This is a genomic window from Mesorhizobium sp. P160927 (assembly GCF_057766385.1).
The window spans coordinates 5,671,806-5,697,331 of the sequence record NZ_JBYMDW010000001.1; the positions used below are offsets into that span (position 1 = coordinate 5,671,806).

Sequence of the window (25,526 nt, forward strand, 5' to 3'; positions counted from 1 at the left end):
CGTACAAGAAGACGGCATGGTGGGCCGTCAGGCGTCGATGAAATTCGTGATCGCTTTCAGCGTGATCTCGGGAGATACCTCGTTGACGTAATGGTCGGCGCCCGGAACGACGACCACGGGCAGATCGGGCCGCAGCCGGCTTGTTTTCGCCAGCGCCGCCGCCGAAACCAATTTGCTCGCCTCGCCTCGAACGATGAGGACGGGCTTCGCCACATCCCGATAGGCGGGCACTAGGTCTGATCGCAGGCCCTTGGCCGTCTGGGCCATGGCCGCGGGTGACGCCAATGGCCGCAGCCCGCCGTCGACCCGATGATAGCCGCTCTCGGCTCGGATCCTGATGGCGTCGCCGGGAATGTTCGGATAACGGCCGGCAAGATATGCTTCTACGGCCTCGGTATCCTCGAAAAGCTGGCTTCCCGCGTTGACCCGGGCTTCCAATGCATCCAACGCTTCGGTCTCGATGTAGGGCGTGAAGTCGATTGCGATGACCGACCGCACCAGATCTGGATGTCGCACGGCGGCCGTGACGGAGTTTCTCGCGCCAAGCGAATGTCCGACGAGGATTGCAGGACCCCGGTCGAGGGTACGGATCAAGCCGGCAATGTCGTCGGCGTAGTCATTCGCCTCGTAACCGCCTTCCGGCTTGTCGCTGAGGCCGTGCCCCCTCTGGTCGACGGCCACGGTCGTGAAGCGATCCAAAAGCCGAGCCATCAACGGCGTGAAGACCGCGGAATTGGAGGTAATACCATGGAACAACAGCATCAACGGGCCGCTGCCCGCCTCGCGCACATTCAGGGCAATACGGCCGGTGTCGATGCGTCGCGAACCAAATTCGTCGCAAGCTATCTCCGCCGCAATGTTCATGATCCTCACCGTCACTGCCCGTCTCGGTCAAAAGGATCATACAGCCAGAAGGACGTCAAGCCGATTGTCTGACATTCTTGCAATCTTCAGATTTGACAATCTGGCTATTTCCCACGGCGTGACGTATGCTGCTTGAGAGATTGCGACTCAAACCGATGAGACGTTAGAGATGCCTCCAGATTTGAATTTGCGAATTTCCCCACGAACAGTTCAACGAGAGACCGTCGACAAGTTACGGCTCGCCATCTTCTCCGGATTGTTCCAGCCGGGAAGCCGCCTCATCGAAAGTCAGCTGTGCACGCAACTCGGAATCAGTCGCCCTTCGTTGCGTGAGGCCTTGCGCAGTCTCGAGGCCGAGCGCCTGATCGAAATCGTCCCCAACCGCGGGCCGTCGATACCGTCGCTTACGTGGGAGGTGGCAACCGCCATCTACGAGGTTCGAGAGCTGCTGGAAGTCGAGGCCGCGGGACGATGCGCGTCGAGAATTTCCCCGGAGCAGTTGCGCGAACTCGAGAAATCTCTTTCCGCATTCGAAGCGGCCGCGTCCAGCAATGACAGCCTGGCGCAGGTCATGACCGCCGCGGACTTCTATTCGATCATACTGGCCAATTGCGGCAACCCGATCCTGGAGGAGGTCCATCGGGGCCTGGTGGCCAGGATCAGCTTCTTTCGCGGACGATCGATGTCATTGGATGGCAGGGCACAGAGCAGCCTGGCGGAGATGAAGGAGATATACGAATCCATCGCTGCCGGCGACGAGAAGGCCGCCCGCAAAGCCTCCAAAAATCACCTGTTGAAGGCCAAAGCGGCAGCGAAGATGTCCATGGACAGCGCGACTTGAGTTTTGCGAAAGACAGTTGCTCCGCCTGAGACCCGAAGCCTTTGACGAGGTCGCGGAACGACTGTCCGCGAACAGCTCGATACGGGGGCCCACCTCGTGTCAGGCGCCACCCTTGCCGACCATCCAAATACGCAAGCGTCAGTTGGAGTGATGATGACCTGGGCGAGTTTTGAGCGCGAACGGGATGCCGATATCGTCATCGTCGGCGGCGGGTCGGCGGGCGCATTGCTTGCAGCGCGACTGAGCGAAAAGCCGGACAGCCGCGTTCTGCTGATCGAGGCAGGCGAAGAAGCGGCGGATCCCGATATCTGGAACCCCGCCGCATGGCCGGCACTTCAGGGTCGCGGCTACGATTGGGACTATCGCACGGAGCCGCAGGCTGGGACCGCGGGCCGGGTGCATCGCTGGGCGCGCGGGCGGGTGATCGGCGGTTCGAGTTGCCTGCACGCGATGGGCTACATGCGCGGTCATCCCCGGGACTTCCAGGCATGGGTCGACGCGACTGGCGATAACAGATGGAGCTGGGATGAATTGCTGCCTGTGTTTCGGGCTATCGAGGATCACCCGCTCGGCGGTAACGGCCTTTACGGCAAGGGCGGACCAATGCCCGTCCATTTGCCGACCGACGAGGTGAGTCCGGTCGCGCGCGCGTTCGTCGAAGCCGGCGCTTCGCTCGGCCTGCCGCGTCTTGAAGGTCACAACAGCGGAGAGATGATCGGCGTCACCCCGAACTCCCTGAACATTCGGGATGGGCGGCGGGTTACGGTGGCGGACGCCTGGCTCACGCCGGCTGTTAGAGGCCGCAAGAACCTCACCATCCTCACGGCAACGCGAGTGCGGCGGCTTAAGCTGGCGAGCAATCGGGTCCGCGGTCTCGAAGTCGTGGGGCGACAGGGTCCCGTCGAAATCCTCGCGGATCAAATTGTGCTTTGCGCCGGCGCGCTGGAAAGTCCCGCTTTGCTGATGCGCTCGGGCATCGGTCCGCACGACATGCTCGATGCCGCCGGCGTTGGCTGCCTGATCGATATGCCGCAAGTCGGTCGAAACCTTCAGGATCACCTGCTTGGCGCCGGCAACCTTTATGCGGCCCGCAGGCCCGTTCCTCCATCGCGGCTCCAGCACTCGGAATCGATGGCCTATATGCGCGCCGACGGGTTCACCGGTACCGGTCAGCCCGAAATTGTCGTTGGTTGCGGCGTCGCGCCGATCGTCTCCGAAAGCTTTCAGGCGCCTGCCGCCGGTACGGCATATACGCTGCTGTTCGGGATCACCCATCCAGCGAGCCGCGGCAGCGTGCGCATAAGCGGACCGGAGCTCGATGATCGGTTGATCATCAACCCCGCATATTTGCAAAGCGGCCGGGACCGCGTCTTGTTTCGCCAGGCGCTCGAGGCAGCCCGGACGATCGGACATCGGGATGAACTCGCCGGCTGGCGCGAGCGCGAACTCCTGCCAGGCAGCCTGAACAGTGCGGCTGACATGGACGACTTCATCGCGCAGTCGGCCATCACGCACCATCATCCCTGTGGCACTTGCAGGACGGGCAAGGACCCGGACGCCGTCGTCGATGCGGATCTGCGGCTCAAGGCGCTCGACAATCTTTTTGTCGTCGACGCTTCGATCATGCCCAGTCTCACCGCCGGACCTATACACGCCGCGGTTCTCGCGATCGCCGAGACCTTCGCGCGATCCCGCGCCTGAGAAATATCATATGGCCGGCAAAGCAAGAACCACCTGGCGACACGGCACAACGGCATTTCAGCGATTGCTAACGGAACCGAATGGCGATCGTTGAATTTTGCTTCATGCGGATTACGGAAGGGACCCCGTTTCTGGAGCACCTGCATGAGCAACATAAGCGCCGAAGTCTCTGGGAAACAGAGCAACCTTCGGGCAAAGGGGCCGTTCCAGCGATTGTTGCGCACAATCGGGCCCGGTTTCATCACTGGCGCTTCGGACGACGATCCTTCGGGCATCGGCACCTACAGTCAGGCGGGCGCCCAGCTGGGCTTCAATGTCGGCTGGACCATGGTCTTCACATTTCCGCTCATGGTCGCGATCCAGGAGATAGCAGCGCGAATAGGCCGGACGACAGGTCGAGGTGTTTCCGGCAACCTCGCCCGGCACTACCCGTCTCCGCTGATGTATTTTGTAGCCTTGCTTTTGTTCGCCGCCAACGTGATCAACATCGGGGCGGACCTGAGCGCGATGGCTGACGCACTGCGATTGCTGGTGGGCGGCCCAAGCTCGCTCTATGTCGTTGCGTTTGGCGTGGCATGCGTTTTGGCCATCGTCTTTCTCGACTACAGCCGCTACGTGACGGTCCTGAAATGGACAACGCTGAGCCTCTTTGCCTACGTGGTGGCCGCGTTTCTGGCTGATATTCCATGGGCCGAGGCGTTCAAGGGAATCTTTGTTCCTCACGTGGAATGGAGCCGGGCGTTCTTCACGACGCTTCTGGCCATACTCGGCACCACGATTTCTCCCTACCTGTTCTTCTGGCAAGCATCGCAAGAGGTCGAAGAGGAGAAGATCGACCCAAAGGCCAAGCCGCTGAAATGGGCGCCGTGGCAGGCGCCGCGCGCGTTCCAGCGCATTCGCGCCGACACCCTGGTGGGCATGGCCTTTTCGAACCTGATCGCCCTTGCGATCATCGTCACGACGGCCGCCACCCTGCATAAGGCGGGGGTGACCGATATCGCTTCCTCCACCGACGCAGCCAAGGCCCTGGAGCCGGTCGCGGGCAAATTCGCCTTTGTGATTTTTGCGATGGGGATTATCGGCACTGGCCTTCTTGCCGTGCCGGTTCTCGCCGGCTCGGCCGCCTTCGCCGTCGGCGAGGCGCGCCGCTGGCCAGTGGGACTGGAGCGCAAGCCGAAGCAAGCGATGGCATTCTATGCCACCTTGGCCGCCGCGGTAGCGCTGGGAATGGGGATCATGCTGACGCCGATCGATCCCATCAAGGCGCTATACTGGAGCGCCGTCATCAACGGCATATGCGCGGTCCCCGTAATGGTGGTCATGATGCTGATGACCGGGCGTTCCGACATCATGGGCGAATTCCCCGTTGAGGGCTGGCTGCGCTTGCTCGGCTGGCTCGCGACAACAGCAATGGGACTGTCCGTTATCGGCCTCGCGCTGCAATGGATCTTTTGAAATGACGCGATCGGATCAGGCTCCGGTATGATGCTGAGCGCCTGCGGGGAACCAGGACCTTGGGTATCGGCCGGCAGTAGCGTACCGGCACCATCGTCGGTGACGGGCCGCTGAGCATCTTCTCGTCAACGTGCGCTCAGCGCGACCATGCGATCGAGGGCGGCGCCAAGGCCTTTCAGCGACACCGGAAAACTCAGCTTGGTGTCGGCCGCGGTGGTGACGTCGAGTTTCAGCTCGCTGCCCGCCTTGAGCTTCTGCATCAGCGCCCGGTCGATCGGAAACAGCGCCACGCAGCCGTTCGGCAGGCAGGTCCTGAACTTCAACGGCCCGACGGGCGGCTGGTCGTCGATCTGAGGCATCACGCCGGGCTCGAACAGGATGCCGAAGGGCAGCAGCAAGGTTCCGATCAGCCCGCCCTTCTGCCCCACGCGCAGTTCCACGGCCAGAAGCCTCTGGCCGTTTTTCTGCGTCTGGTCCTGCGTGACCGTGCAGACCCGGGCATTGTCCTGCATGCCGCAGGCCAGCTGCCAGTCCTGATAGGTTTCCTGGAGCGACGATGCGCCATTTGGAAGCGACGCCTGCTGCTGTTGCGCGAAAACGGCCGGCACCCAAGCTGAGAAGGCAGCCGCGCAGATCACGGCTGCCTTCAGGAAAAGCTGTCTACGAACCAATAAATGCTGCCTTCTCTTGGGTGCCGGGCAAGTGCAGTGCCCCGAAGTTGCGGCTTCCAGGGCCGTGTTTACCGTCACGTACAGACCCATTCGCGGATCTTGCATTGGGTCCCCCCTGCCTCGCAGGCTTGCAGGGCGAGATCCTCCGCTTCCCGGCGGGTTTCGGCTGAATTGACGCCCCAGGGGGTGAACCGATTCTCCACCTTTTCGGCCACGGCGAGCGCGCCGCAATGCTTGTAGGGGAATCCGGTCCTGTCATCGTCCTTCCAGTGGCGGTGATTGCGGAACACCGTAACGACGTTGCAGGCCTTTCCACCAGCATTCTCGCAATATTTCTGCGCTATGTCCTTCGCTTCCTGCCGTTTGTCGGCGCCCCAGAAGAAGCCGTATTTGGTATCGGTTTGGGAGTAGGCGATTGCCGCCCAGATGCCTTTCTCCTCCTGCGGTGGCTCGGACGGCTCCGCCAGATCGGCCGAGACGACCTGTCCGCTCCACAGCAAGGCCATGCACAAGACTGTCAACCGTCGCGATTTCATGGTCCGCAATCCTTTCCAGGGCGCCTCGCCCATTCGCCTGACATTCTCACTTGGCCGCCGATGCGATGGAAATCACCACGCATGTGTTGCCCGTCGGCAGCAGAAGGGCTTCGCCCGTGTTGCCACCAAGCTCGTACACTTCGACCTGTCCGAGATGATCCGTGATCTTGCTGCCCTGCGGAAAAACCGACGGAATGTCCGCGCACGGGCTGGCGAATGGCGCCACCCGCACCATCGCCCCCTCGCAGCCCGATGCGGTTGGCGAAGCGAAGACCACGCCGGCGGCCGGCCCGCTGTAACGGTCCGTGGCATAGTCCATGCCGACAAAAGCCTGGACAGCGTGCTTGTCGGCGGCCTGGTCGTTCCACAGGGATTTGACGCTATACTTCGTGCCGGTCGTCAAAAGCTGCCCGAGCACCGGAAAGACGGTCGAGCAGGCCTGCACGCCAGCCTGCTTCACGTGCTGGAGGAAGGGCGAGTCCGGCAGCGCGGGAGCGGCGGCAACCTCGGCCTGTGCGGCCGTCGGACTGCCGACCAGACCGGCGATCGCGGCATAGTTCGCGCCGGCAAAACCGATGCCGATCATGATCAGCCCCAACAGCGACAATCCGACGATGCGCGGCCAACGCCGCGGCGGCTCGACGGTCCTCTTGCGGTCCGGTTCGACGGTCGGGTTGCTGCGCGTAGCGGAGATGAACGGGTCTTGCTGGCTCACGGTGCTGCCTCGGTTATTTGACTGGCGCAAGGGCCTCGGACAGCCCCTTGAGCGTTGCGGTTACGGTAATGGTCTGGCCATCGACGGTCGGATAGGAAATCGCCGGCGTCGCCTTCTGCGCTATCTCCTGGCGCATCAGGGGTCCCACCGGCAGCATGCCGACACAGACCATTTCGTTGCAGCCGTTCAAATGCACGTCGATGGATTCGGCGCGCCCCTCGAACTTCAGCGATACCAGCCCATCGCTCCTGGCGTTTGGGGCGGTGCGCAGGATCATGTAGGGTTTGCCGTCCTGAGTGGCGGCGAGCGACCAGCTGAACGCCATCTTGCCCGCCCCGTCCTCGATCACCTGCGAGACGTTGCAGACCTTCTTGCGCGCCTTGAGGTTCTCGTCGCAGATCAGCGTCCAGTTCTCGAAGGGACGGATGGTGCGCTGGTATTGTCCGAGCTTCACGCCCGGCGGCACCACCACGTCGGACGGCTTGACCCTATAGGGCGAAGCCGCCTGCGCGGCAGCCGGCGCCAGCCCGCCGGCAAGCGCCAAGCAGGTCAGGAATGCCATGGCTAGTCCGGGAAAACCAAACGGGTTTCCCGGATTCGCGCCTGGCCTGTCATGGCCGGTTCGCCTGTTCATTCCCGCCCCGGGTCCCGCATCAGTTCAAGGTAAAGCTCAGCCCGGCGCCGACACCGACATTTCCACCCGCCGCCGTGCCGGACACATTGCCACGGATGCGGCCGTCCTCGCTGGTGTAGCCGGCGCCGAAGGCAAAGGCGCTCGAGTCCCGCCAGAAGCCACCGCCGGCCGCCACGCTCAGCTTGCCCGGGCGGTCGTCATAGCGCAGCGAGGCCGCCGCCAGTCCGATTGCCGCCGCCTGCCGTGCTTCGTCCCTGATGCCGCTTATGTCGGAATTGAGCTGGCTGAATTTCTGGTCGGTATAAGTGTTGGCCTGTTGCAACGTCGTGACAGCCACCTGGTCGGTATAGGTCTTGCTCTGAGCCAGGTTCAGATTCAGCTGGTTGACATTAACCGCGTCGGTGCCGGCAACACCGGGGCCGACATTAGAGATGACGACAGGCGCATTCGGATCGCCGCCCTGCAGCGTGATCTTGTTGGTCTTGGTCGTCGATCCGTCCGGATTGGTGACGGTGTCGTATTGCACGGTGTTTTGGACGGTGCCGCCGATGCCGCCGATCGTTTTGGTCAGGTCTTCGATCGCCGTGTTGGTGGCGTAGAGCTGCGAACCGTTGATGGCGTCGGTACTGCCGGAGGAAATGCTTCCGGCGGCGACATTGGTGATCGTCCTCTCCGCGCCGGCATCGCCGACGCTGACGGTGCCGACCGGGGCCGTGCCGGCAAAGGCGTAGGTCTTGCCGTTGATTGTGGTGCTGGGGGTGCCGACGGCGGTCTGCGAAACCGAGCCGGAGCCGAGCGCCACATCGTTGGTGTTGTTGGCCTTGGCGCCCTGGCCTAGCGCGACCGCGCCCTGCCCGGTAGCCGTCGAGCCATGCCCAGCGGCCAGGCTGTCGGTGCCGCTCGCCACGCTCTCCGGCCCGATCGCCACCGCGTCGGTGCCGCCGGCGATGCTGTCGGCCAGCGTCGAATTGGCGTGGAAGTATTTGATGCCGCCGCCATTGTTGATGGTGGTCAGCGCATTGTCGACGGCGGTGAAGCCGTCATAGACGGTCGAGTAGTTGTTGCCCTGGATATTGTAGGTCGGGCCGGTGATCGAGCCGTCGGGATTGACCGTGGTGCCGCCGCCGAACAGGTTGGTCACGTTCTGCGACACGCCGCGCAGCTGCGAGACGTTGACGCCGTCGGTATCGGCCGAGCCGGCCGCGACATTGGTGAGCTTGCGTTCGGCCCCGGCGGCGCCGAACGACACCTCGCCGGCCGAGGTCTGCGCGGCGGTCAGGGCAAAGGCCGTATAGCCGGCCTGCGCGCCAACCGTCGTGATGGACGAGGCGCCCAGCGCCACGCTGTTGGCGAAGGTGCTTTGCGCGCCAGCGCCGAGTGCCACCGATTGGACGCCCGCCGCGAGAGAATCGGTGCCGAGCGCGATACCGTCGGCCAGCATGACATGGGCGTTCTGGCCGATGGCCGTTCCGCCGGGCGCCGTCTGATCGACGATAGCGCCATTGCCGATCCCAACGCCATTGTCGCCGTTGACGACGGTGGTCGGGCCGACCGCGACCGACTCCGCGCCCACCGCAAGCGAATCGCCCGCCGTCGAATTTGCATGGAAGTATTTGGTCGAGGTGGCCGACACGGCAGCGATGGCGCCGGCGAGCTGGCGCACCGTCACCGCATCCTGATCCTGCGTGCCGTCGGCGACATTGGTGATCTGGCGGTACGAAGTGCTGGTGCCGACCGACACGGCGCCGAGCAGCGTCTTGTCGGTGGTGTTGTACTGGATGAAGTTCGATGGGCCGGCCGCGATCTGCCCGGAAGCGGGAGCGATCGCGCGATCCGAGACCGAACCGGAACCGAGCGCCACGCTGTCGTCGATGCTGGCCAGGGTGCCGCGGCCAAGCGACAGCGCGCTGTCCCCGGTTGCGGTCGCCGCGTAGCCGACGGCGGTGGAGCCGACGCCTTGTGCGAAGGAGTCCGTCTGCGCCAGCCCGGCCTCGTTGGTGCGGGCGTAGCGGATGCCGATGCCATTGGCATCGGTGTAGGCGGTCGAGGTGTCGCCGGCGATGTTGTCGATGATGTTGCCGAGATTGGTCACGCCACTGCCGATATTGGCGATGTCGGTGGTGTTCTGCGTCACCTGCTGGTTGGTGGCGAAGAGCTGCGAGCCGTTGACGGCATCGGTCGAACCGCCGTTCAACTGCCCAGCCGCGACATTCTGGATCTGGCGTTCGGCGCCGGTCGAGCCGACCGAGAAGGCGCCGGCCGGCGAGCCGCCGGCGAAGGCATAGTTGACGCCGCCGATGGTCGCGCCGCCGGTCGCGGTGGTAGCGCCAGACGTCGAATTCAGGCCGATCGCCACATCGCCGGCATTGTTGGCCACCGCATTGGGGCCAACCGCGACGGAATCGGTGCCCAGCGCCTGGGAGTCCGCCAGGGTCGAGTTGGCATGGAAATATTTGATGCCGCCGCCGACATTGATGTTGGTGATGGCGGCACCGATGGCGTCGACGGCCTGGTTGGTTGCGGCGAGCTGCGAGCCGTTGATCGCATCGGTCGAGAGCGCGCTGATCCGCCCCGCGGCGACGTTGGTGAGCGTGCGTTCGGCGCCGGGTGCGCCGACGCTGACCGTCGAAGTTGGGGTGGTGCCCTGGAAGACGTAGGTCGTGCCGTTGATGACCGCATTAGCCGTGCCGACCGCCGCCGTGGTCACCGAGCCCGAGCCAAGCGCCACGTCGCCGGAGCTTGCCGCCGCCGTCGCGCCATTGCCCAGCGCGACATTGCCGGCGAGACCGGCGGCGCCCGCCGTCGAGCCGTTGCCCAGCGCCACGGACCCTTGCCCGATGGCCTTGTTGTTGTTGCCGACGGCAACCGCTCCAGCGGCCATGTTGGCGGCGGTGGCGCTCGCCGTACCATCGCTGTTGGCGATGTTGTTGGCGCCGCCGGTGAACGCGCCCGTGCCGCTGGCGTAGCTGGGATCACCGATGGCGACCGCGCCGTCGCCGTAAGCGGTATTGCCCGCACCGATGGCGACAGCCTTGCCGCCGTCGGCCACCGCGCCCGTGCCGATGGCGACGGAATCGGCGGTGATCGCGCTGGCGGCGGTGCCCATGGCGACCGCGTTTACGTCTTGTGCCACCGCGCCCGCTCCAACTGCCGTCGAGGCTGCCCCTGAAGAGACGGAAGTCGTGCCGATGGCGATGGAATCGTCGCCTGCGGCCGTGACCGAACGGCCGCCCGCGAACGCACGGGCACCGGTGGCCTTGGCTGCGGAACCCGTCGCGACCGAATAATCGCCGCTGGAGTTGGCACCGGCGCCGGTAGCAACCGAACTGACGCCGCTGGAATTTGCGTTGTTGCCAACGGCGACGCCCGAGGTCGCGGTGCTGGCAACGATTGCGCCCGAGCCTACCGCAACACCACCACCGGCAGCGAGCGCCTGTGCCTGGTTGCCCAAGGCAACGCCGAAGGCTCCCGACGCAACGGTGCTGGAGCCGACGGCGACAGAGTTAATCGCCGATGCAGCGGCTGACTTGCCGAGGGCAGTGGCACTGTCCGCACTGGCGACGGAGGACCAACCTCCTGCAAAGCCATAGGTACCGGTGGCTTGGGCCGCTGTTCCGATCGCAACTGCGTTGTCGGCTCCCCCGTTCGCGTTGATGCCCAGAGAGACCGCTTGAAGCCCGCTGGAGACCGACCCACCGCCAATTGCTGTGCTGTTCACACCTTTGGCAGTGGAGGCCTCACCCAAAGCCAGACCGTTTACCTGGTTCGCGACCGCGCCCTGGCCCAAGGCGATTGCATTAACGGCGCTGGCTTTGGCGAGGTACCCCATGGATACGGCCCCCGTCGCCGAGGCGGCCGCTCCGTTACCAATCGCTGTGGACTGATTGGCCGACGCCGTGGCAGATGTGCCGAAGGCGCTGGCTCCGGTCGCCGTTGCAGACGCGCTCGAACCTACGGCGGCGGACCATGCCCCCGTCGAGGCTGCGGCTGTGCCGAGCGCAACGGCCTCGAACGTGAAGCCGACAGGAGCGGTGCCGCTCGCATTTGCATTCGTGCCAATGGCAACGGGAGAACCGCCGCCAGTTCCGGCGTTTGCCTTGGCGCCGACCCCCATGGCTATGGCCGCACCATTTGAAGATGAAGCGTTGGACGACAACCCAATCGCCACCGAGGCCCCACCCGAAGCGCTGGCCGTTGAACCGAGAGCGACGGCGTTCGCGCCGTTTGCGGTGCTGTTGACACCAAAGGCTGACGCTCCGTCCACCAGCGCGCGGGCGTTCCCGCCCACCGCGAGCGCGTTGACACCGGTCGCGTTCGCGAAGACACCGATGCCTATGGCGTTGAGGCCATTGACACCCATCGAATAGCCGATCGCGATCGAAGCATCGCCGGTAGCGGTGATAGCGGTGCCCAACGCCACGCCGTTGTTGCCATTCACGTGGGCGTTAGAACCTATGGCGGTTGAGGCGGCGCCGGGAGCGGTGCTAGCGCAACCGATAGCAATGCTTTGCCCCCCTGCGGAGGGAGTCGTGCAGTTCGCGACGTTGGTCACAACACCGTTGCCAATGGCGACCTGCGCGAAAGCTGATTGCGGGATCATGATCCCCACCACGGCAAGCTGCGCCCCGAGCATCCCGCCGACGCCCAGCGTTCCCAGCCCCAGGCGCTTGCGCCGCATGCCGAGCACGCAATGGGCCATCCGCAGCACCGCCATCAGGCGGCGGCGAGCCGAGCGAGAGCGGGGATCGGCGTTCGCGATCCACAGACTGGCGAAGTGCGCCGCGCGATGCCGAACAGGAAGCGAGCCGCTCGAAATGCGATTGTCGGTCATGGGTCCCTCCGCTGGCCGGCACGAAAATCAATTCCAATGCCATCAGAAAGACATGATTCCTCTCAGCCGTATTTCACGAAATTGCTGCCTTGTCAGCAAAGAGCCGAGCAACCCGGGGGAGGTTAACGGCTAGTTACTTTAGCTGATGCTTAAAACAAAGTAATCAAGAAGAGATGTGAGCGACGCCTCATCTAATGTTGGCGTTAAGCTTCTGCACCCGCGCCTGCAATGGGGTCACCTGCCGGTATTTCTTCATCACGGTGGTAAAATGGCTCTGGCTTGAAAATCCGCTGGAGTGAGCGATGTCGGCGATCGTCATACGGCTGTCGGCAAGCAGCCTTTCGGCGAGGTCCAGCCGCAGGTCGAGAATGTATTGATGCGGCGGCACACCGAAGGTCCTGGCAAACGCCCGCACAAAATGAGAGGGCGAAAGCCCGCACACCGAAGCCATCTCGGCAAGCGCAAGCTTGCGGGTGAAGTTCTCGTGCAGGAAATCCTGCACCTTGCGTGCGGCCCGGGGAGAAAGCCCGCCTTTTGCAGTGAGCGCCGGCTGCCGTGCCGCATTGATTCGGGTAACCGACCCGGGGAAACCATCATCGCCCGGCATTCTTCGGCCTCCTGATAAGTCTCAGACAAAGTTCAACCCGAGGCCTCCCTGCCCGTTCCCCCCAAAAACAATTCGTGATTGCCCGATGCGGGCCTGCGTCTTCGTTGGGCCCGTTCCTGTGATCGGTCCGTCCGGACGGTGAACGATGCGCAGGCTGCATGGGCGCAAGCACGATTCCTACCGAGTATTCCTTGGCAAGGAATGTCTGGGAGCCGGGCCCGCGAACGGAACAAATCACGTTTTCTTGCGCTGTGGCCCTGAGCGGACCTGCACTTTCAGGAATGATGTTTAGGACGTATCGAGTTGTCCGCTCTCGATCGATGCCTCGGAAAACGCCGCTTTCCCGTGCCTCGTCCGCATTTTTCATTCGCACTGCCTCAGCCGTCTCGACGACGCCTCAAATCCTCTTTCCCGGCCCGGAGACAGCGTAACGCAGCCACCTTCGCTTGGGAAGAAGTCCCACGCGCAAAGAAAAATCTTTATTCGAGACAAGAAACAAAGAATGGCGATGAATGGGAGTTGACGAGCGTTTCATTTTTCGCTCGGCGCAAGGTTTTCGCCATCCAGGAGTTCGCCAATCGGGTGCTGACACGCCCGGTCGAGCGCGATTCTGTATTCTCGTCAACCAGTGATGGCAAGTGCCTGGCGCAGCCTGCGATGATCCATAGCTTGCCGGCGAAGTCGAGCATGGGAGCCGCCGCTCGGAGCCGGTGATGGCAGCCATGGCTACAGATCACCGCGCGGGTTCTCGTACAGATCCCAGGCGAGTTCCACGAAAGCCAGAAGAACATCGTCCCGGTTCCAGCCGGCCGCCACCGCAGCCTGGACAATCTCATTGACGAGAGGCAGCAACTGGTCCTGGCAATCGGCCGGCGCATCGCCGTCGCCCACTGGTGGACCCTCGAAGTTGAACGTCATCATTCGGCGCCCCCCTCGCCAGCAATCGAAGTGTTACATCGCTAATTTCATTCCCTCTGATATACAATGGATGCGGCACCAAAGTACAGGAAGCCCTCGAGGACCAAAGCAGCACGGGACGACGCCGGATCGCACCGGCTCTATGCTTTCCCGCGCGGTCGGGCTGGGCTCTCTCAGGTGGGATTTATCGCGGATTGGTCGAGCCAGCGGCTCAATCCTGAAACGAACGTTCCCACCAGCGGAAGAGCCACGCTTGGCGGCTCTCGCGATCAACGGCGGCCTGCCCTGCGCCGCCTCGTGACGGTTGGTTACGGTCCGGTGCCGTCGCCGATGCTTTTCGATCAACCGCCAAACCGCGGTTCGGCGATGCCCTTGATGTCAAGACCGGTGATCGCGAACAGGCTGCCGCGCAGGACGCCGTCGCCCGGAAAGCGCGGCATCGCGCAGCTTGGCCGGCACCTGGCGGCCACTCGAACAGGCCAACGCGGCGGGAGACGTCAAATCCCACCCGCGCGCCAACTACGCCTTTCATTTCTCCATCTATCGGGCGGCGGGCTCCGAGAACATCTCAAATAGCCGTGCGCCGGCCGTTCTCGCGCTTGCAGAGACGTGGATTTGGCCGGCTGCATTGCCTTCCGCGGGCGCTCGCTGGATAGTCCCGGCAATGTTCGAGACCCTGGCGATTCACTGGCCCCAAATACTGGCGATCATCTCGGTGGTGATGGCGACCATCGGCATTGCCCATGCTGTCATGACCAAGGAGGACGTCCGCGCCGCCACCGGCTGGGTCGGCATCATGGTGCTGTCGCCGATCGTCGGCGTGCTGATCTATGCCGTGGCCGGCATCAATCGCATCCGCCGCGCCACGATCAGCGCCCAGCGCCCGCTCGCCGATGGGCTGGTGTCGGCCAAGCATGAGCGCGACGTCGCCCTTGAAGAGGCGTTGATCATCGAGCGCTATGGACAGCGGTTCACCGGCCTTAGGACGCTGGGCGACAGGGTGGCGCGGCGGACGCTCAACCCGGGAAATGCAATCGAGGTGCTGGAAAGCGGCGGCGAGGCCTATCCGGCGATGTGCGCGGCGATCGATGGGGCCGAGCGCAGCGTTCTGCTCGAGACCTATATTTTCGACAACGACGCCGTCGGCCTGCTTTTCGTCGAAGCGCTGGCCGGCGCTGTCCAGCGCGGCGTCACAGTCCGTGTGCTGATCGACGCCGTTGGCGCCCGCTACTCCGTCCCCAGCATCCTGGGCCACCTGCGCCGCGCCAACATCACGGCGGACGTCTTCAACGGCAACATCGTCATGGGCCTGCGCTTGCCCTATGCCAACCTGCGGACCCACCGCAAGATCCTGGTGGTCGACGGCACCGTTGCCTTTACCGGCGGCATGAACATCCGCAAGGGTTTTTCGGCGGAGTTCGCCGGGTCGAAAAGCGCCAGGGATACGCATTTCCAGGTCACCGGCCCCGTTGTCGCCGATCTCTTCTCGGTAGCCGCTGAAGACTGGCGCTTTGCCACCAAAGAGGCGCTGAAGGGCGATACCTGGCGGATCACACCGGTTTCGCCACCCGCCGGCCAGCCGATGCTGGTGCGCGCGGTCGCGTCCGGACCGGATGCAAGCAACGAAACCAACCACAAACTGCTGATCGGCGCCTTCTCGGTCGCGCGCAAGTCGATACGGCTGATGTCGCCCTATTTCCTGCCGGACCGGGAACTGATCAGTGCCTTGATCACCGCGGCTAGGCGCGGCGTCGAGATCGATGTCGTGGTGCCGGCGGTGAACAACCTCTTCCTTGTCGACCGCGCCATGACCGCGCAATTCGACCAGATCCTGAAGAATTATTGCCGCATATGGCGCACGGAAGGGCCCTTCGACCATTCCAAGCTGCTTGCGATCGACGGCGTGTGGGCCTTTGTGGGGTCCTCCAACCTCGACGCCCGCTCGCTGCGGCTCAACTTCGAGATCGATCTTGAGGTCCTCGACGCGGGTTTTGCCACCGAGATCGAGACCCGGATCGGATCGGCGATCGAAACGGCGGTCCCAGTCACGCTGGCCTCCTTGCGGGCGCGTCCCTTCATCATCCGGCTTTTCGATCGCATGCTCTGGCTGGGATCGCCCTATCTCTAGGACAACCATCTCTGGGAAAAAATCTGTCTTTAAGAAAACGACGTGTTTACCGGATAGCGTGTCGCCAACCATGGAACATCGGCCGAAAGACTCTATTTCTAGGTGCATGGTGAGAACAGCAAGGACGATCGGCGCGCGATGCGAATGAACGGGCGCAGCCTGCCGGCCAACATGCTCCTGTCCATTCGCGACCGGCGGATGCGCAGGGCCAACGCCTTCTCGGCGAAGAAGGACGGCGTCACCGGGACGCTAGTCGCCTCCTACAACGTCCACAAATGCATCGGCGTCGACCGCAAGTTCGATCCCGACCGTACCAGCCGCGTCATCCGCGAGATCGCCCCCGACGTCATCGCCCTGCAGGAGGCCGACAATCGTTTCGGCGACCGTGACGGGCTTCTCGACCTGCACCGTCTCGAACTCGAAACCGGCCTCGTGCCGGTGCCCATTTCCGCAACGGGCAAAGGCCATGGCTGGCACGGCAATGTCCTGCTGTTCAAAAGGGGCGTCGTTCGCGACGTGCATCAGATCAGGCTCCCGGGTCTCGAACCGCGCGGCGCGGTGGTCGCGGAAATCGATCTCGACGGAAATCAGTCCTTGCGCATCATCGCGGCCCATCTGGGCCTGCTGCGCCGCTCCCGCTCGCAGCAGGCCCAGGTCGTGCTGGATATCATGAACAGTCCCGACGAGAAGCCGACGCTCCTGCTCGGCGACCTGAACGAATGGCGGCTCGGCAACCGCTCCGCGCTGAATACGCTGCACGCGAGCTTCGGCCCGCAGCCACCTGCGGTCCCTACCTTTCCCTCCAATTTGCCGCTGCTGGCGCTCGACCGGATCATGGCCAACCGGCACGGCATGATCGCGACCGTCGAGGCGCATGACACACCGCTGTCGCGCGTGGCCTCCGACCATCTGCCGCTGACCGCCTTCGTCCACTTGTAGTATGTGACCGATAACGGCTTGATGTCGCCAGCGTCGCAAAGCGTGTGGATGTGAGCGGAACACCCGGTTCTTCCGCGAGTTTATGTGTGTTGAACAACCAGGAGGATGGAATGAAAAAGTTGATTTTGGCTTCGGTGCTGGCGTTTGCCGCGACCGCCGCGGCGATTGCGCCCACGCAGGCCGCCAGTGTGACTATCCAGTCCGACGACGGCAACCAATATTCCTCGGACGACGATTCGGGAATTGTCGTGCGCCGTCATCACGAGCGCCGCTATGACAACGAGTATGATGGCGACCAGAGCGTTCAGTATGACGGTGAATACCGGCGTCACCACCGCTATCACCGCTATCACCGCTGCCACATCGAGACGGTCGTGCATTGGCGCCACCACCACAGGGTGGTGGAAGACGTTCGCGTCTGCGGCTGATCGGCGTCTCCTGCCAGGCTATACTTTTCGCCGCTAGGCATTCTGGCATAGCCCCCGACCTTCTAAGGTCGGTGGCTATGCTGCATTGCACAAATTTGCGGCCTTGCTCATAATGCGGGCATGGTCCGAACTTCCCTCGCCGTCCTGGTGATCGACGAAAACCGCATCCGCGCTTCGATAATCGAAGCCGGATTGCGCGAGGCCGGCCATGAGCGGGTCACCGTCATCCATGACGTCTCGGGCATTGCGCGCCGCATTGCCGAGATCGAACCCGACGTCATCGTCATCGACCTTGGAAATCCCAACCGCGACATGCTGGAAAACATGTTCCAGCTGTCGCGGGCCGTAAAGCGCCCGATCGCCATGTTCGTCGACCGCTCGGACCAGGCCTCGATCGAGGCCGCGGTCGATGCCGGCGTTTCGGCCTATGTCGTCGACGGGTTGAGGCAGGAGCGCGTCAAGCCGATCCTCGACATGGCGGTGAGCCGCTTCAACGCTTTCTCGCGAATGGCACGTGAACTGGAAGAGGCGCGCAGCGAACTCGAGAGCCGCAAGGTGATCGACCGCGCCAAGGGCATCTTGATGAAGTCGCGCGGCCTGACCGAAGAGGCCGCCTACACGCTGCTGCGCAAGACCGCGATGAACCAGAACCGCAAGATCGGCGACATTGCCCAAAGCCTGGTGACTGCCGCCGGGCTTCTCGGACCGGCGGAGGACGAATGAGCATGGGCGCCGAGCACCAGATCACCGCCGGCTTCATGCCGCTTTTCGATAGCGCCGTGCTGGTCGCGGCCGGCGAACTGGGCTTTGCCGCGCGCGAAGGCATCGATCTCACCCTGCACCGCGAGACCTCCTGGGCCAACATCCGCGACCGCATCGCCATCGGCCATTTCGACCTCGCTCACATGCTCGGACCGATGCCGCTCGCCTGTAATCTGGGCCTCACCCCCCTCGCCTCCGAGACCATCGTGCCCTTTTCGCTGGGGCTCGGCGGCAACTGCGTGACCGTCTCCAACGCCGTCTGGACCGGTATGGCGGCGCACGGTGCCGTACCCGATCTCGATCCGGCCCGTGCCGGCGCGGCACTTGGCGCCTTCATCCGCGAGCGGGCCGATGCCGGCCGCGACCCACTGCGTTTTGCCGTCGTGCATCCGCATTCCGGGCACAATTACGAACTCCGCTACTGGCTTGCTGCCTGCGGCGTCGATCCATCGCGCGAGATCGACATCGTCATCGTGCCGCCGCCGTTCATGGCCGACGCGCTGGCCGCCGGCCGCATCGACGGCTATTGCGTCGGCGAGCCCTGGAACAGCGCCGCGGTGGCGGCCGGCACCGGCCATATCGTCACCGTCAAGGCGCAGATATGGCGCAATAGTCCGGAGAAGGTGATTGGCGTGCGCAAGGCTTGGGCCGAGCAGGTCCCCGAGGCGCTGGCGGCCCTCTTGCGCGCATTGCATCACTCGGCGCGCTGGTGCCAGGATCCGGCGAACCGCGACGAATTGGCCGCGGTGATGGCGCAGCGTGGCTTCCTTGGGCTGCCACCGGCCGTGCAGATGCCGATCCTGACCGGCCATCTTCGGCTGGGCGGCGGGGCGGAGCTGGACATCGACGATTTCTTCGTGCCGTTCGATAAGGCCGCCAACTTTCCCTGGAAAAGCCATTCGCTATGGTTCTACACGCAGATGGTCCGCTGGGGCCACGTCGCGCACACGCCCGACAATCTCGCCATTGCACGCGACTGCTACCGGCCGGATCTCTACCGCTCGGCACTGAAGCCACTCGGGGTGGCGCTGCCCGGCGCCAATGCCAAGGTCGAGGGCGCACTCAAGGCCGCGACCGCGGTAGGCGCGACAGGAGCCGGCCTCATGCTCGGACCGGACGGCTTCTTCGATGGCCAGATCTTCGATCCAGACGAGATCGACGCCTATATCGAGGGGCAAAAACCAGCTCTCGGGGAAGCCTGATCATTTCAGCGCCATGCTTGTGCATTGCACAAAAATTATGCGCCCGGAAGGTGAGCTGACCAATGTTTGACCTCAATCGCCACGGATGGGGTCGCCGCATAATGCTCCGATCATCTTGAATCCGTTTGGAATTTTCTTCCAGAGGTAAACTGGCACGGTTCCTGCTTTGAAATAAACAAGCCCTTCACGGGCAACTGAACAGGCGTCCAATGGCGGGCGCTACAGGCAAAGCTGCCGCTCAGGTCACTGCGTAATCCCAGGGATGCGCGAAGGCCTGGACGGCGGCTTTTTGTTTTTGGCCGAACACGCAATCGACGGCGCTTCCAAGGCGCCCAACCGGAGACGATGATGACGAAACGGATCGGAACTGGCACGTCCCTCAAGGATTTCACCCGCCGCGATTTTCTGGCCAGCAGCGCGCTGACGGCGGGACTGTTCCTCGCCGCGAAGACATTGTTTCCCGCTGGCGCTCATGCCGAAGGGAAGGGCCCCGAAGTAACCGGCGCCAAGCTCGGCTTCATTGCGCTGACCGATGCCGCGCCCCTGATCATCGCCAAGGAGAAAGGCCTGTTCGCGAAATTCGGCATGCCTGATGTCGAGGTCCTCAAACAGGCCTCGTGGGGCGCGACGCGGGACAATCTGATGCTCGGCGGCGAAGCCAACGGCATCGACGGCGCCCACATCCTGACGCCGATGCCTTACCTCATGCACACCGGCAAGGTGACGCAGAACAACCAGCCACTGCCGATGGCGATCGTCGCCCGTCTCAACTACGACTGCCAGGGCATTTCGGTCGCCCAGGAATATGCCGCCACCGGCGTCGGCCTCGATGCCGCCAAGCTGAAGGACGCCTTTGCCGCCAAGAAGGCCGAAGGCAAGGAGGTCAAGGCCGCCATGACCTTCCCGGGCGGCACCCATGATCTGTGGCTGCGCTACTGGCTGGCGGCCGGCGGCATCAACCCGGACAAGGACGTCTCGACCATCGTCGTGCCGCCGCCGCAGATGGTGGCCAACATGAAGGTCGGCAATATGGACGTGTTCTGCGTCGGCGAGCCGTGGAACGAACAGCTTGTCCATCAGGGCGTCGGCTTCACCGCCGCCACGACCGGCGAACTCTGGAAGGGCCATCCGGAAAAGGCGCTCGGCCTGCGCGCCGCCTTCATCGAAAAATACCCCAACGCCACCAAGGCGATCGTCATGGCCGTGATGGCGGCACAGCAATGGTGCGACGCCAAGGAAAACAAGGACGAGATGGCCACCATCATCGGCAAGCGTCAGTGGATGAATGTGCCCGTCGCCGACATCATCGGCCGTCTCAAGGGTGACATCAACTACGGCAATGGCCGGGTCGCCACCGCCACCGACCTCTACATGAAATTCTGGAAGGGCGGCGTGTCCTACCCGTTCAAGAGCCACGACAGCTGGTTCCTCGCCGAAAACATGCGCTGGGGCAAGTTCGCGCCGACTACCGACATCAAGGCGCTGGTCGACCAGGTCAACCGCGAGGATATCTGGCGCGAGGCGGCCAAGGAGCTCGGTGTCGCCGCGAGCGACATCCCAGCGTCGTCCTCGCGCGGCGTCGAGACCTTCTTCGATGGCAAGACTTTCGATCCGGCCAACCCCTCGGCCTATCTCGACAGCCTGACCATCAAGGCATCGGCTTAGTCGGGCCGTTTGTACCCCAACGCAAACGGCGCCAGCGCAGTTCATCGCTCAGTACCGCACCAGCACGCCACGGAGTATCCCAAGGACATGTCCATCCAAGCCGTCGAGGACACCAAGGTGAAAGCATTCCCGGCCAAGCCAGCCGAGGTGGTCGCCTTCACCGCCAAAGCGCGGCGCCGTATCGATCCGGTGGGGGTCGCCACCAAGGTGGCCAGCGCTCTCGTCCCGCCCGCCATCGTCATCGCCCTTCTGCTTGTCGTCTGGCAGGTCGCCTGCTCGTCGCCGACGGCAAGCCTGCCGCCGCCGAGCCAGGTGTGGAACGAGGCCTATGACCTGATCGCGCATCCATTCTTCGACAACGGCCCGCAGGATATCGGTCTTGCCTGGCGCGTGCTGATCTCGCTGCAGCGCGTCGCCATCGGCTTCGGCATGGCGGCGGTCGTCGGTGTGGCGCTCGGCGCGCTGGTCGGCCAGTCGATCTGGGCGATGCGCGGCCTCGATCCAGTCTTCCAGATCCTGCGAACCGTGCCGCCGCTCGCCTGGCTGCCGCTGTCGCTCGCCGCCTTCCGCGACTCCAACCCGTCGGCTCTGTTCGTGATCTTCATCACTTCGATCTGGCCGGTCATCATCAACACCGCCGTCGGCGTGCGCAACATCCCGCAGGACTATCGCAATGTCGCCCGTATCCTGCGGCTGAACCAGCTCGAATTCTTCATCAAGATCATGGTCCCGGCCGCTGCGCCTTACATCTTCACCGGCCTGCGCATCGGCATCGGCCTGTCCTGGCTCGCCATCGTCGCGGCCGAGATGCTGACCGGCGGCGTCGGCATCGGCTTCTTCATCTGGGACGCTTGGAATTCGTCACGGCTGCCCGACATCATCGTCGCGCTCGCCTATATCGGCGTCACCGGTTTCTGCCTCGACCGCCTGGTCGCGGCGGTCGGCGCCTTTGTCACCCGCGGCACGACGGCAAAGTGAGGAGAGCGCCATGACCGCCTATCTCAAGCTCGACCATATCGACAAATACTTCGCTCGTGGCAGTCAGGTCAGCGATGTGCTGAGGGACATCCGACTGACCATCGACAAGGGCGAATTCGTCTCCATCATCGGCCATTCCGGTTGCGGCAAGTCGACCTTGCTCAACCTGATCGCCGGCCTGACCAAGGTTTCCGCCGGCGCGGTGTTGCTGGAGGACAAGGAGGTCGACAGCCCCGGCCCCGAGCGCGCCGTGGTGTTCCAGAACCACTCGCTGCTGCCGTGGCTGACGGTCTACGAGAACATCAATCTGGCGGTGTCGAAAGTCTTCGGCCGCTCGAAGAGCAAGGCCGAGCGGCATGACTGGATCATGCGCAATCTCGACCTCGTGCAGATGGCGCATGCGAGCGACAAGCGGCCGGCGGAAATCTCCGGCGGCATGAAACAGCGCGTCGGTATTGCTCGCGCGCTCGCCATGGAACCCAAGATCCTGCTGCTCGACGAGCCGTTCGGCGCGCTCGACGCCTTGACCCGCGCCCATCTGCAGGATGCGGTGATGGACATCCATTCCAGGCTGGGTTCGACGACGATCATGATCACCCATGACGTCGACGAGGCGGTACTGCTGTCCGACCGCATCGTCATGATGACCAACGGCCCGGCGGCGACCATCGGCGAGGTGCTGCCGGTGCCTCTGGCGCGGCCGCGCCGACGCATCGAACTTGCCTCCGACCGGACTTTCCTGCGTTGCCGCGAGGCGGTGCTGAAATTCCTCTACGAACGCCACCGCTTCGTCGAAGCCGCGGAGTAACCCCATGACCGAAAAACTCGTCATCATCGGCAATGGCATGGCGCCCGGGCGCATGCTGGAGCATCTGCTGGAACAGGCGCCGGGCCGCTACGCCGTCACCATCTTCAACGCCGAGCCCAGGGTCAATTACGACCGCATCATGCTGTCGCCAGTGCTCTCCGGCGAGAAGGCCTACGAGGAGATCATCATCCACGGCGACGGCTGGTACATCGCCAATGACATCACCCTCTACAAGGGCCACAAGATCATAGCCATCGACCGGCAGGCGAAGACCGTCACCTCCGACCACGGCGTCACCGAGCCTTACGACAAGCTTGTCATCGCCACCGGCTCGGTGCCGTTCATCATCCCGGTGCCCGGCCACAATCTGCCGGGCGTGCTGACCTATCGCGATCTGGACGACGTTCAGGCGATGATGCTCGCCGCTCAGTCGCGCGCCAAGGCCGTCGTCATCGGCGGCGGCCTGCTCGGATTGGAGGCGGCGGCCGGCCTTAACGCGCAAGGCATGGATGTCACCGTGCTGCACGTCATGCCGACGCTGATGGAGCGCCAGCTCGATCCGGCCGCCGGCTACCTCCTGCAGCGCGCGGTGGAACAGCGCGGCATCAAGGTCATCACCAAGGCCAACACGCAGGCAATCGCCGGCAATGGCAAGGTCGAGCAGGTGGAACTCGCCGACGGCACAATCATCCCGGCGACGCTGGTCGTCATGGCGGTGGGCATCAGGCCGAACGCCGCTCTTGCCAAGGATGCAGGCATTGCCGTCAACAGAGGCATCGTCGTCGATGCCGGCATGCGCAGCAACGACCCGGATATCTACGCACTCGGCGAATGCGCCGAGGTGGGCGGCATGGTCTACGGGCTGGTGGCACCGCTCTATGAGATGGCGCGTGTCGCCGCTCATCAGCTTGCCGGCGACGAGACCGCCGCCTTCGTCCACATGGACACGCCGACCAAGCTGAAAGTCACCGGCATCGACCTCTTCTCGCTCGGCGACTTCGCCGATGGCGACGACCGCCAGGAGATCGTGCTGCGCGACGCCTCGGCCGGCGTCTACAAGCGGCTGGTGCTCAGGGATGGCCGCATCATCGGCACCGTGCTCTATGGCGAGACATCGGACGGCGCCTGGTTCAACGATCTGAAGAAGAAACAGACCGACATATCGCGGATGCGCGATACGTTGATCTTCGGCCAGTCCTACCAGGGGGGTGCCCCGCTGGACCCTATGGCGGCCGTTGCAGCCTTGCCGGATGATGCGGAAATCTGCGGCTGCAACGGCGTCTGCAAGGGGAAGATCACCGGCGCGATCACGGCCAAGGGCCTGACTTCGCTGGACGACGTGCGCGCCCACACCAAGGCGTCGGCGTCTTGCGGCTCCTGCACCGGGCTGGTCGAAAAGCTGATGGTGCTGACCCTCGGCGACACCTACAACCCGGCCGCCGTGCAGCCCATGTGCTCCTGCACCATTTTCGGCCATGACGACGTGCGCAGGCTGATCAAGGCCAAGGGGCTGAAGACCATTCCGGCGGTCATGCAGGAGCTGGAGTGGAAGACTTCCTGCGGCTGCGCCAAATGCCGGCCGGCACTTAACTACTACCTCGTCTGCGATTGGCCGGACGAGTATGCCGACGATTACCAGTCGCGCTTCATCAACGAGCGCGTTCACGCCAACATCCAGAAGGACGGCACCTATTCGGTGGTGCCGCGCATGTGGGGCGGCGTCACCAATGCGGCCGAACTGCGAGCCATCGCCGACGTCGTCGACAAATTCGAGATTCCGATGGTCAAGGTCACCGGCGGTCAGCGTATCGACATGCTGGGCATCCGCAAGGAGGACCTGCCGGCGGTGTGGGCCGACCTCGGCCAGGCCGGCTTCGTTTCCGGCCATGCCTATGCCAAGGGGCTGCGCACGGTGAAAACCTGCGTCGGTTCGGACTGGTGCCGCTTCGGCACGCAGGATTCGACGGGCCTCGGCATCCGCATCGAGAAGTTCATGTGGGGCTCGTGGACGCCGGCCAAGGTCAAGATGGCGGTGTCGGGCTGCCCGAGGAATTGCGCCGAGGCAACCTGCAAGGATGTCGGCGTCATCTGCGTCGATAGCGGCTACGAGATCCACTTCGCCGGTGCCGCCGGTCTCGACATCAAGGGCACGGAAGTGCTCGGCCTGGTCAGGACCGAGGACGAGGCGTTGGAGCATATCGTAGCGCTGACGCAGATGTACCGCGAGCAGGGCCGCTATCTCGAACGCATCTACAAATGGGCCAAGCGCATCGGCATCGCCGAAATAAAGCGTCAGATCATGGACGATGGTGAGAAGCGCAAGGCCTATTACGACCGCTTCATCTTTTCGCAGAAGTTCGCCCAGGTCGATCCATGGTCCGAGCGCGTGTCCGGCAAGGACAAGCACGAGTTTCGGCCGATGGCCTCGGTCGGGTTTGCGTAGGCGGCGGAGTGATGGAGATGTCGGTGCGAGGCACCCCCTGGGCGCGTTCCTATCAAGCAAAGGCAGCGCTATGAACTGGATATCTATCGGCACCGTCTCCGATATTCCCCGGCGCGGCGCGCGCTGTGTGGTCACTCCGCAAGGCAAGATCGCCGTCTTCCGCACAGCGGACGACGATATCTTCGCCATTGAGGACCACTGCCCGCACAGAGGCGGACCGCTGAGCCAGGGCATCGTTCATGGCGCGGCCGTGACATGCCCCTTGCACAATTGGGTCATCTCGCTTGAGACGGGCAAGGCGCTTGGCGCCGACGAAGGCGCCGTGCGCACGATTCCCGTGAAGCGGGAGGGCGAGCGCCTGTTCATCGCGCTGGAAGCGCTGGCCAGCCGCGCGGCCTGA

General features: G+C 63.7%; 22 protein-coding genes. 13 read left to right on the forward strand and 9 right to left on the reverse strand.

Features of this window, described 5'->3' with window-relative positions:
* Positions 1-27: 27 nt before the first annotated feature.
* Positions 28-864 (reverse strand): alpha/beta fold hydrolase, encoded by an 837-nt coding sequence (locus tag AC3CB8_RS27820; protein ID WP_023770392.1) that lies wholly within the window; start codon positions 862-864, stop codon positions 28-30.
* 169 nt (positions 865-1,033) lie between these two features.
* On the opposite strand from AC3CB8_RS27820, the gene AC3CB8_RS27825 reads away from it, so the two are divergent.
* The 3 genes from AC3CB8_RS27825 to AC3CB8_RS27835 all read left to right on the forward strand — a co-directional run bounded on the left by AC3CB8_RS27825 (position 1,034) and on the right by AC3CB8_RS27835 (position 4,861).
* The gene (locus AC3CB8_RS27825; RefSeq protein ID WP_023770393.1) at positions 1,034-1,705 is read left to right on the forward strand and encodes a GntR family transcriptional regulator; all 672 of its coding nucleotides are present in this window, start codon (positions 1,034-1,036) and stop codon (positions 1,703-1,705) included.
* 153 nt (positions 1,706-1,858) lie between these two features.
* On the forward strand, positions 1,859-3,406 hold the full coding sequence (locus AC3CB8_RS27830) for a GMC family oxidoreductase (protein WP_023794001.1): 1,548 nt from the start codon (positions 1,859-1,861) through the stop codon (positions 3,404-3,406).
* A gap of 144 nt (positions 3,407-3,550) precedes the next feature.
* Complete coding sequence (locus tag AC3CB8_RS27835; RefSeq protein WP_352563757.1) at positions 3,551-4,861, forward strand: Nramp family divalent metal transporter; 1,311 nt, start codon at positions 3,551-3,553, stop codon at positions 4,859-4,861.
* 125 nt (positions 4,862-4,986) lie between these two features.
* Here the strand turns inward: AC3CB8_RS27835 and AC3CB8_RS27840 are convergent, their stop codons facing one another.
* The 8 genes from AC3CB8_RS27840 to AC3CB8_RS27875 all read right to left on the reverse strand — a co-directional run bounded on the left by AC3CB8_RS27840 (position 4,987) and on the right by AC3CB8_RS27875 (position 13,776).
* Positions 4,987-5,532 carry an invasion associated locus B family protein gene (locus AC3CB8_RS27840; protein ID WP_352563756.1) on the reverse strand — a complete coding sequence of 182 codons (546 nt, stop codon included), beginning with the start codon at positions 5,530-5,532 and terminating at the stop codon, positions 4,987-4,989.
* A gap of 74 nt (positions 5,533-5,606) precedes the next feature.
* Positions 5,607-6,068, reverse strand: a complete 462-nt coding sequence (locus AC3CB8_RS27845) for a DUF4189 domain-containing protein (protein ID WP_023770397.1) — start codon at positions 6,066-6,068, stop codon at positions 5,607-5,609.
* A 46-nt stretch (positions 6,069-6,114) separates the two neighbouring features.
* On the reverse strand, positions 6,115-6,783 hold the full coding sequence (locus tag AC3CB8_RS27850) for a hypothetical protein (protein WP_352563755.1): 669 nt from the start codon (positions 6,781-6,783) through the stop codon (positions 6,115-6,117).
* 13 nt (positions 6,784-6,796) lie between these two features.
* Positions 6,797-7,345 (reverse strand): invasion associated locus B family protein, encoded by a 549-nt coding sequence (locus tag AC3CB8_RS27855; RefSeq protein ID WP_023770399.1) that lies wholly within the window; start codon positions 7,343-7,345, stop codon positions 6,797-6,799.
* A gap of 91 nt (positions 7,346-7,436) precedes the next feature.
* A complete protein-coding gene (locus tag AC3CB8_RS27860; RefSeq protein WP_352595541.1) occupies positions 7,437-12,248 on the reverse strand; it encodes a YadA-like family protein in 4,812 nt (1,603 codons plus the stop codon).
* Between the two features lie 187 nt (positions 12,249-12,435).
* The gene (locus AC3CB8_RS27865; protein WP_352563753.1) at positions 12,436-12,855 is read right to left on the reverse strand and encodes a helix-turn-helix transcriptional regulator; all 420 of its coding nucleotides are present in this window, start codon (positions 12,853-12,855) and stop codon (positions 12,436-12,438) included.
* A gap of 479 nt (positions 12,856-13,334) precedes the next feature.
* Entirely contained in the window at positions 13,335-13,544 is a 210-nt protein-coding gene (locus tag AC3CB8_RS27870; protein WP_352563752.1) for a hypothetical protein, read from the reverse strand.
* 37 nt (positions 13,545-13,581) lie between these two features.
* Positions 13,582-13,776, reverse strand: coding sequence for a hypothetical protein (locus AC3CB8_RS27875; protein WP_023770403.1), 195 nt, complete (start codon positions 13,774-13,776; stop codon positions 13,582-13,584).
* A gap of 661 nt (positions 13,777-14,437) precedes the next feature.
* Between AC3CB8_RS27875 and AC3CB8_RS27880 the strand changes: the two genes are divergently transcribed.
* From AC3CB8_RS27880 to nirD, 10 genes are all read left to right on the forward strand, one after another.
* A complete protein-coding gene (locus AC3CB8_RS27880) occupies positions 14,438-15,901 on the forward strand; it encodes a phospholipase D-like domain-containing protein (RefSeq protein WP_023770405.1) in 1,464 nt (487 codons plus the stop codon).
* A 138-nt stretch (positions 15,902-16,039) separates the two neighbouring features.
* Complete coding sequence (locus AC3CB8_RS27885; protein ID WP_023770406.1) at positions 16,040-16,840, forward strand: endonuclease/exonuclease/phosphatase family protein; 801 nt, start codon at positions 16,040-16,042, stop codon at positions 16,838-16,840.
* 110 nt (positions 16,841-16,950) lie between these two features.
* Positions 16,951-17,268 (forward strand): hypothetical protein, encoded by a 318-nt coding sequence (locus AC3CB8_RS27890; protein ID WP_023770407.1) that lies wholly within the window; start codon positions 16,951-16,953, stop codon positions 17,266-17,268.
* A 120-nt stretch (positions 17,269-17,388) separates the two neighbouring features.
* Positions 17,389-17,991, forward strand: coding sequence for an ANTAR domain-containing response regulator (locus AC3CB8_RS27895; RefSeq protein WP_023770408.1), 603 nt, complete (start codon positions 17,389-17,391; stop codon positions 17,989-17,991).
* 2 nt (positions 17,992-17,993) lie between these two features.
* On the forward strand, positions 17,994-19,232 hold the full coding sequence (locus AC3CB8_RS27900; protein WP_352563780.1) for a CmpA/NrtA family ABC transporter substrate-binding protein: 1,239 nt from the start codon (positions 17,994-17,996) through the stop codon (positions 19,230-19,232).
* 348 nt (positions 19,233-19,580) lie between these two features.
* Positions 19,581-20,897, forward strand: a complete 1,317-nt coding sequence (locus AC3CB8_RS27905; RefSeq protein WP_352563751.1) for a CmpA/NrtA family ABC transporter substrate-binding protein — start codon at positions 19,581-19,583, stop codon at positions 20,895-20,897.
* 87 nt (positions 20,898-20,984) lie between these two features.
* Positions 20,985-21,875: a nitrate ABC transporter permease gene (ntrB, locus tag AC3CB8_RS27910; protein ID WP_023770411.1), complete on the forward strand. Its 891-nt coding sequence runs from the start codon at positions 20,985-20,987 to the stop codon at positions 21,873-21,875.
* A 10-nt stretch (positions 21,876-21,885) separates the two neighbouring features.
* Positions 21,886-22,683, forward strand: coding sequence for an ABC transporter ATP-binding protein (locus AC3CB8_RS27915; RefSeq protein WP_023770412.1), 798 nt, complete (start codon positions 21,886-21,888; stop codon positions 22,681-22,683).
* A 4-nt stretch (positions 22,684-22,687) separates the two neighbouring features.
* Positions 22,688-25,126 (forward strand): nitrite reductase large subunit NirB, encoded by a 2,439-nt coding sequence (gene nirB, locus AC3CB8_RS27920; RefSeq protein WP_352563750.1) that lies wholly within the window; start codon positions 22,688-22,690, stop codon positions 25,124-25,126.
* A 70-nt stretch (positions 25,127-25,196) separates the two neighbouring features.
* Positions 25,197-25,526 (forward strand): nitrite reductase small subunit NirD, encoded by a 330-nt coding sequence (gene nirD, locus AC3CB8_RS27925; protein WP_023770413.1) that lies wholly within the window; start codon positions 25,197-25,199, stop codon positions 25,524-25,526.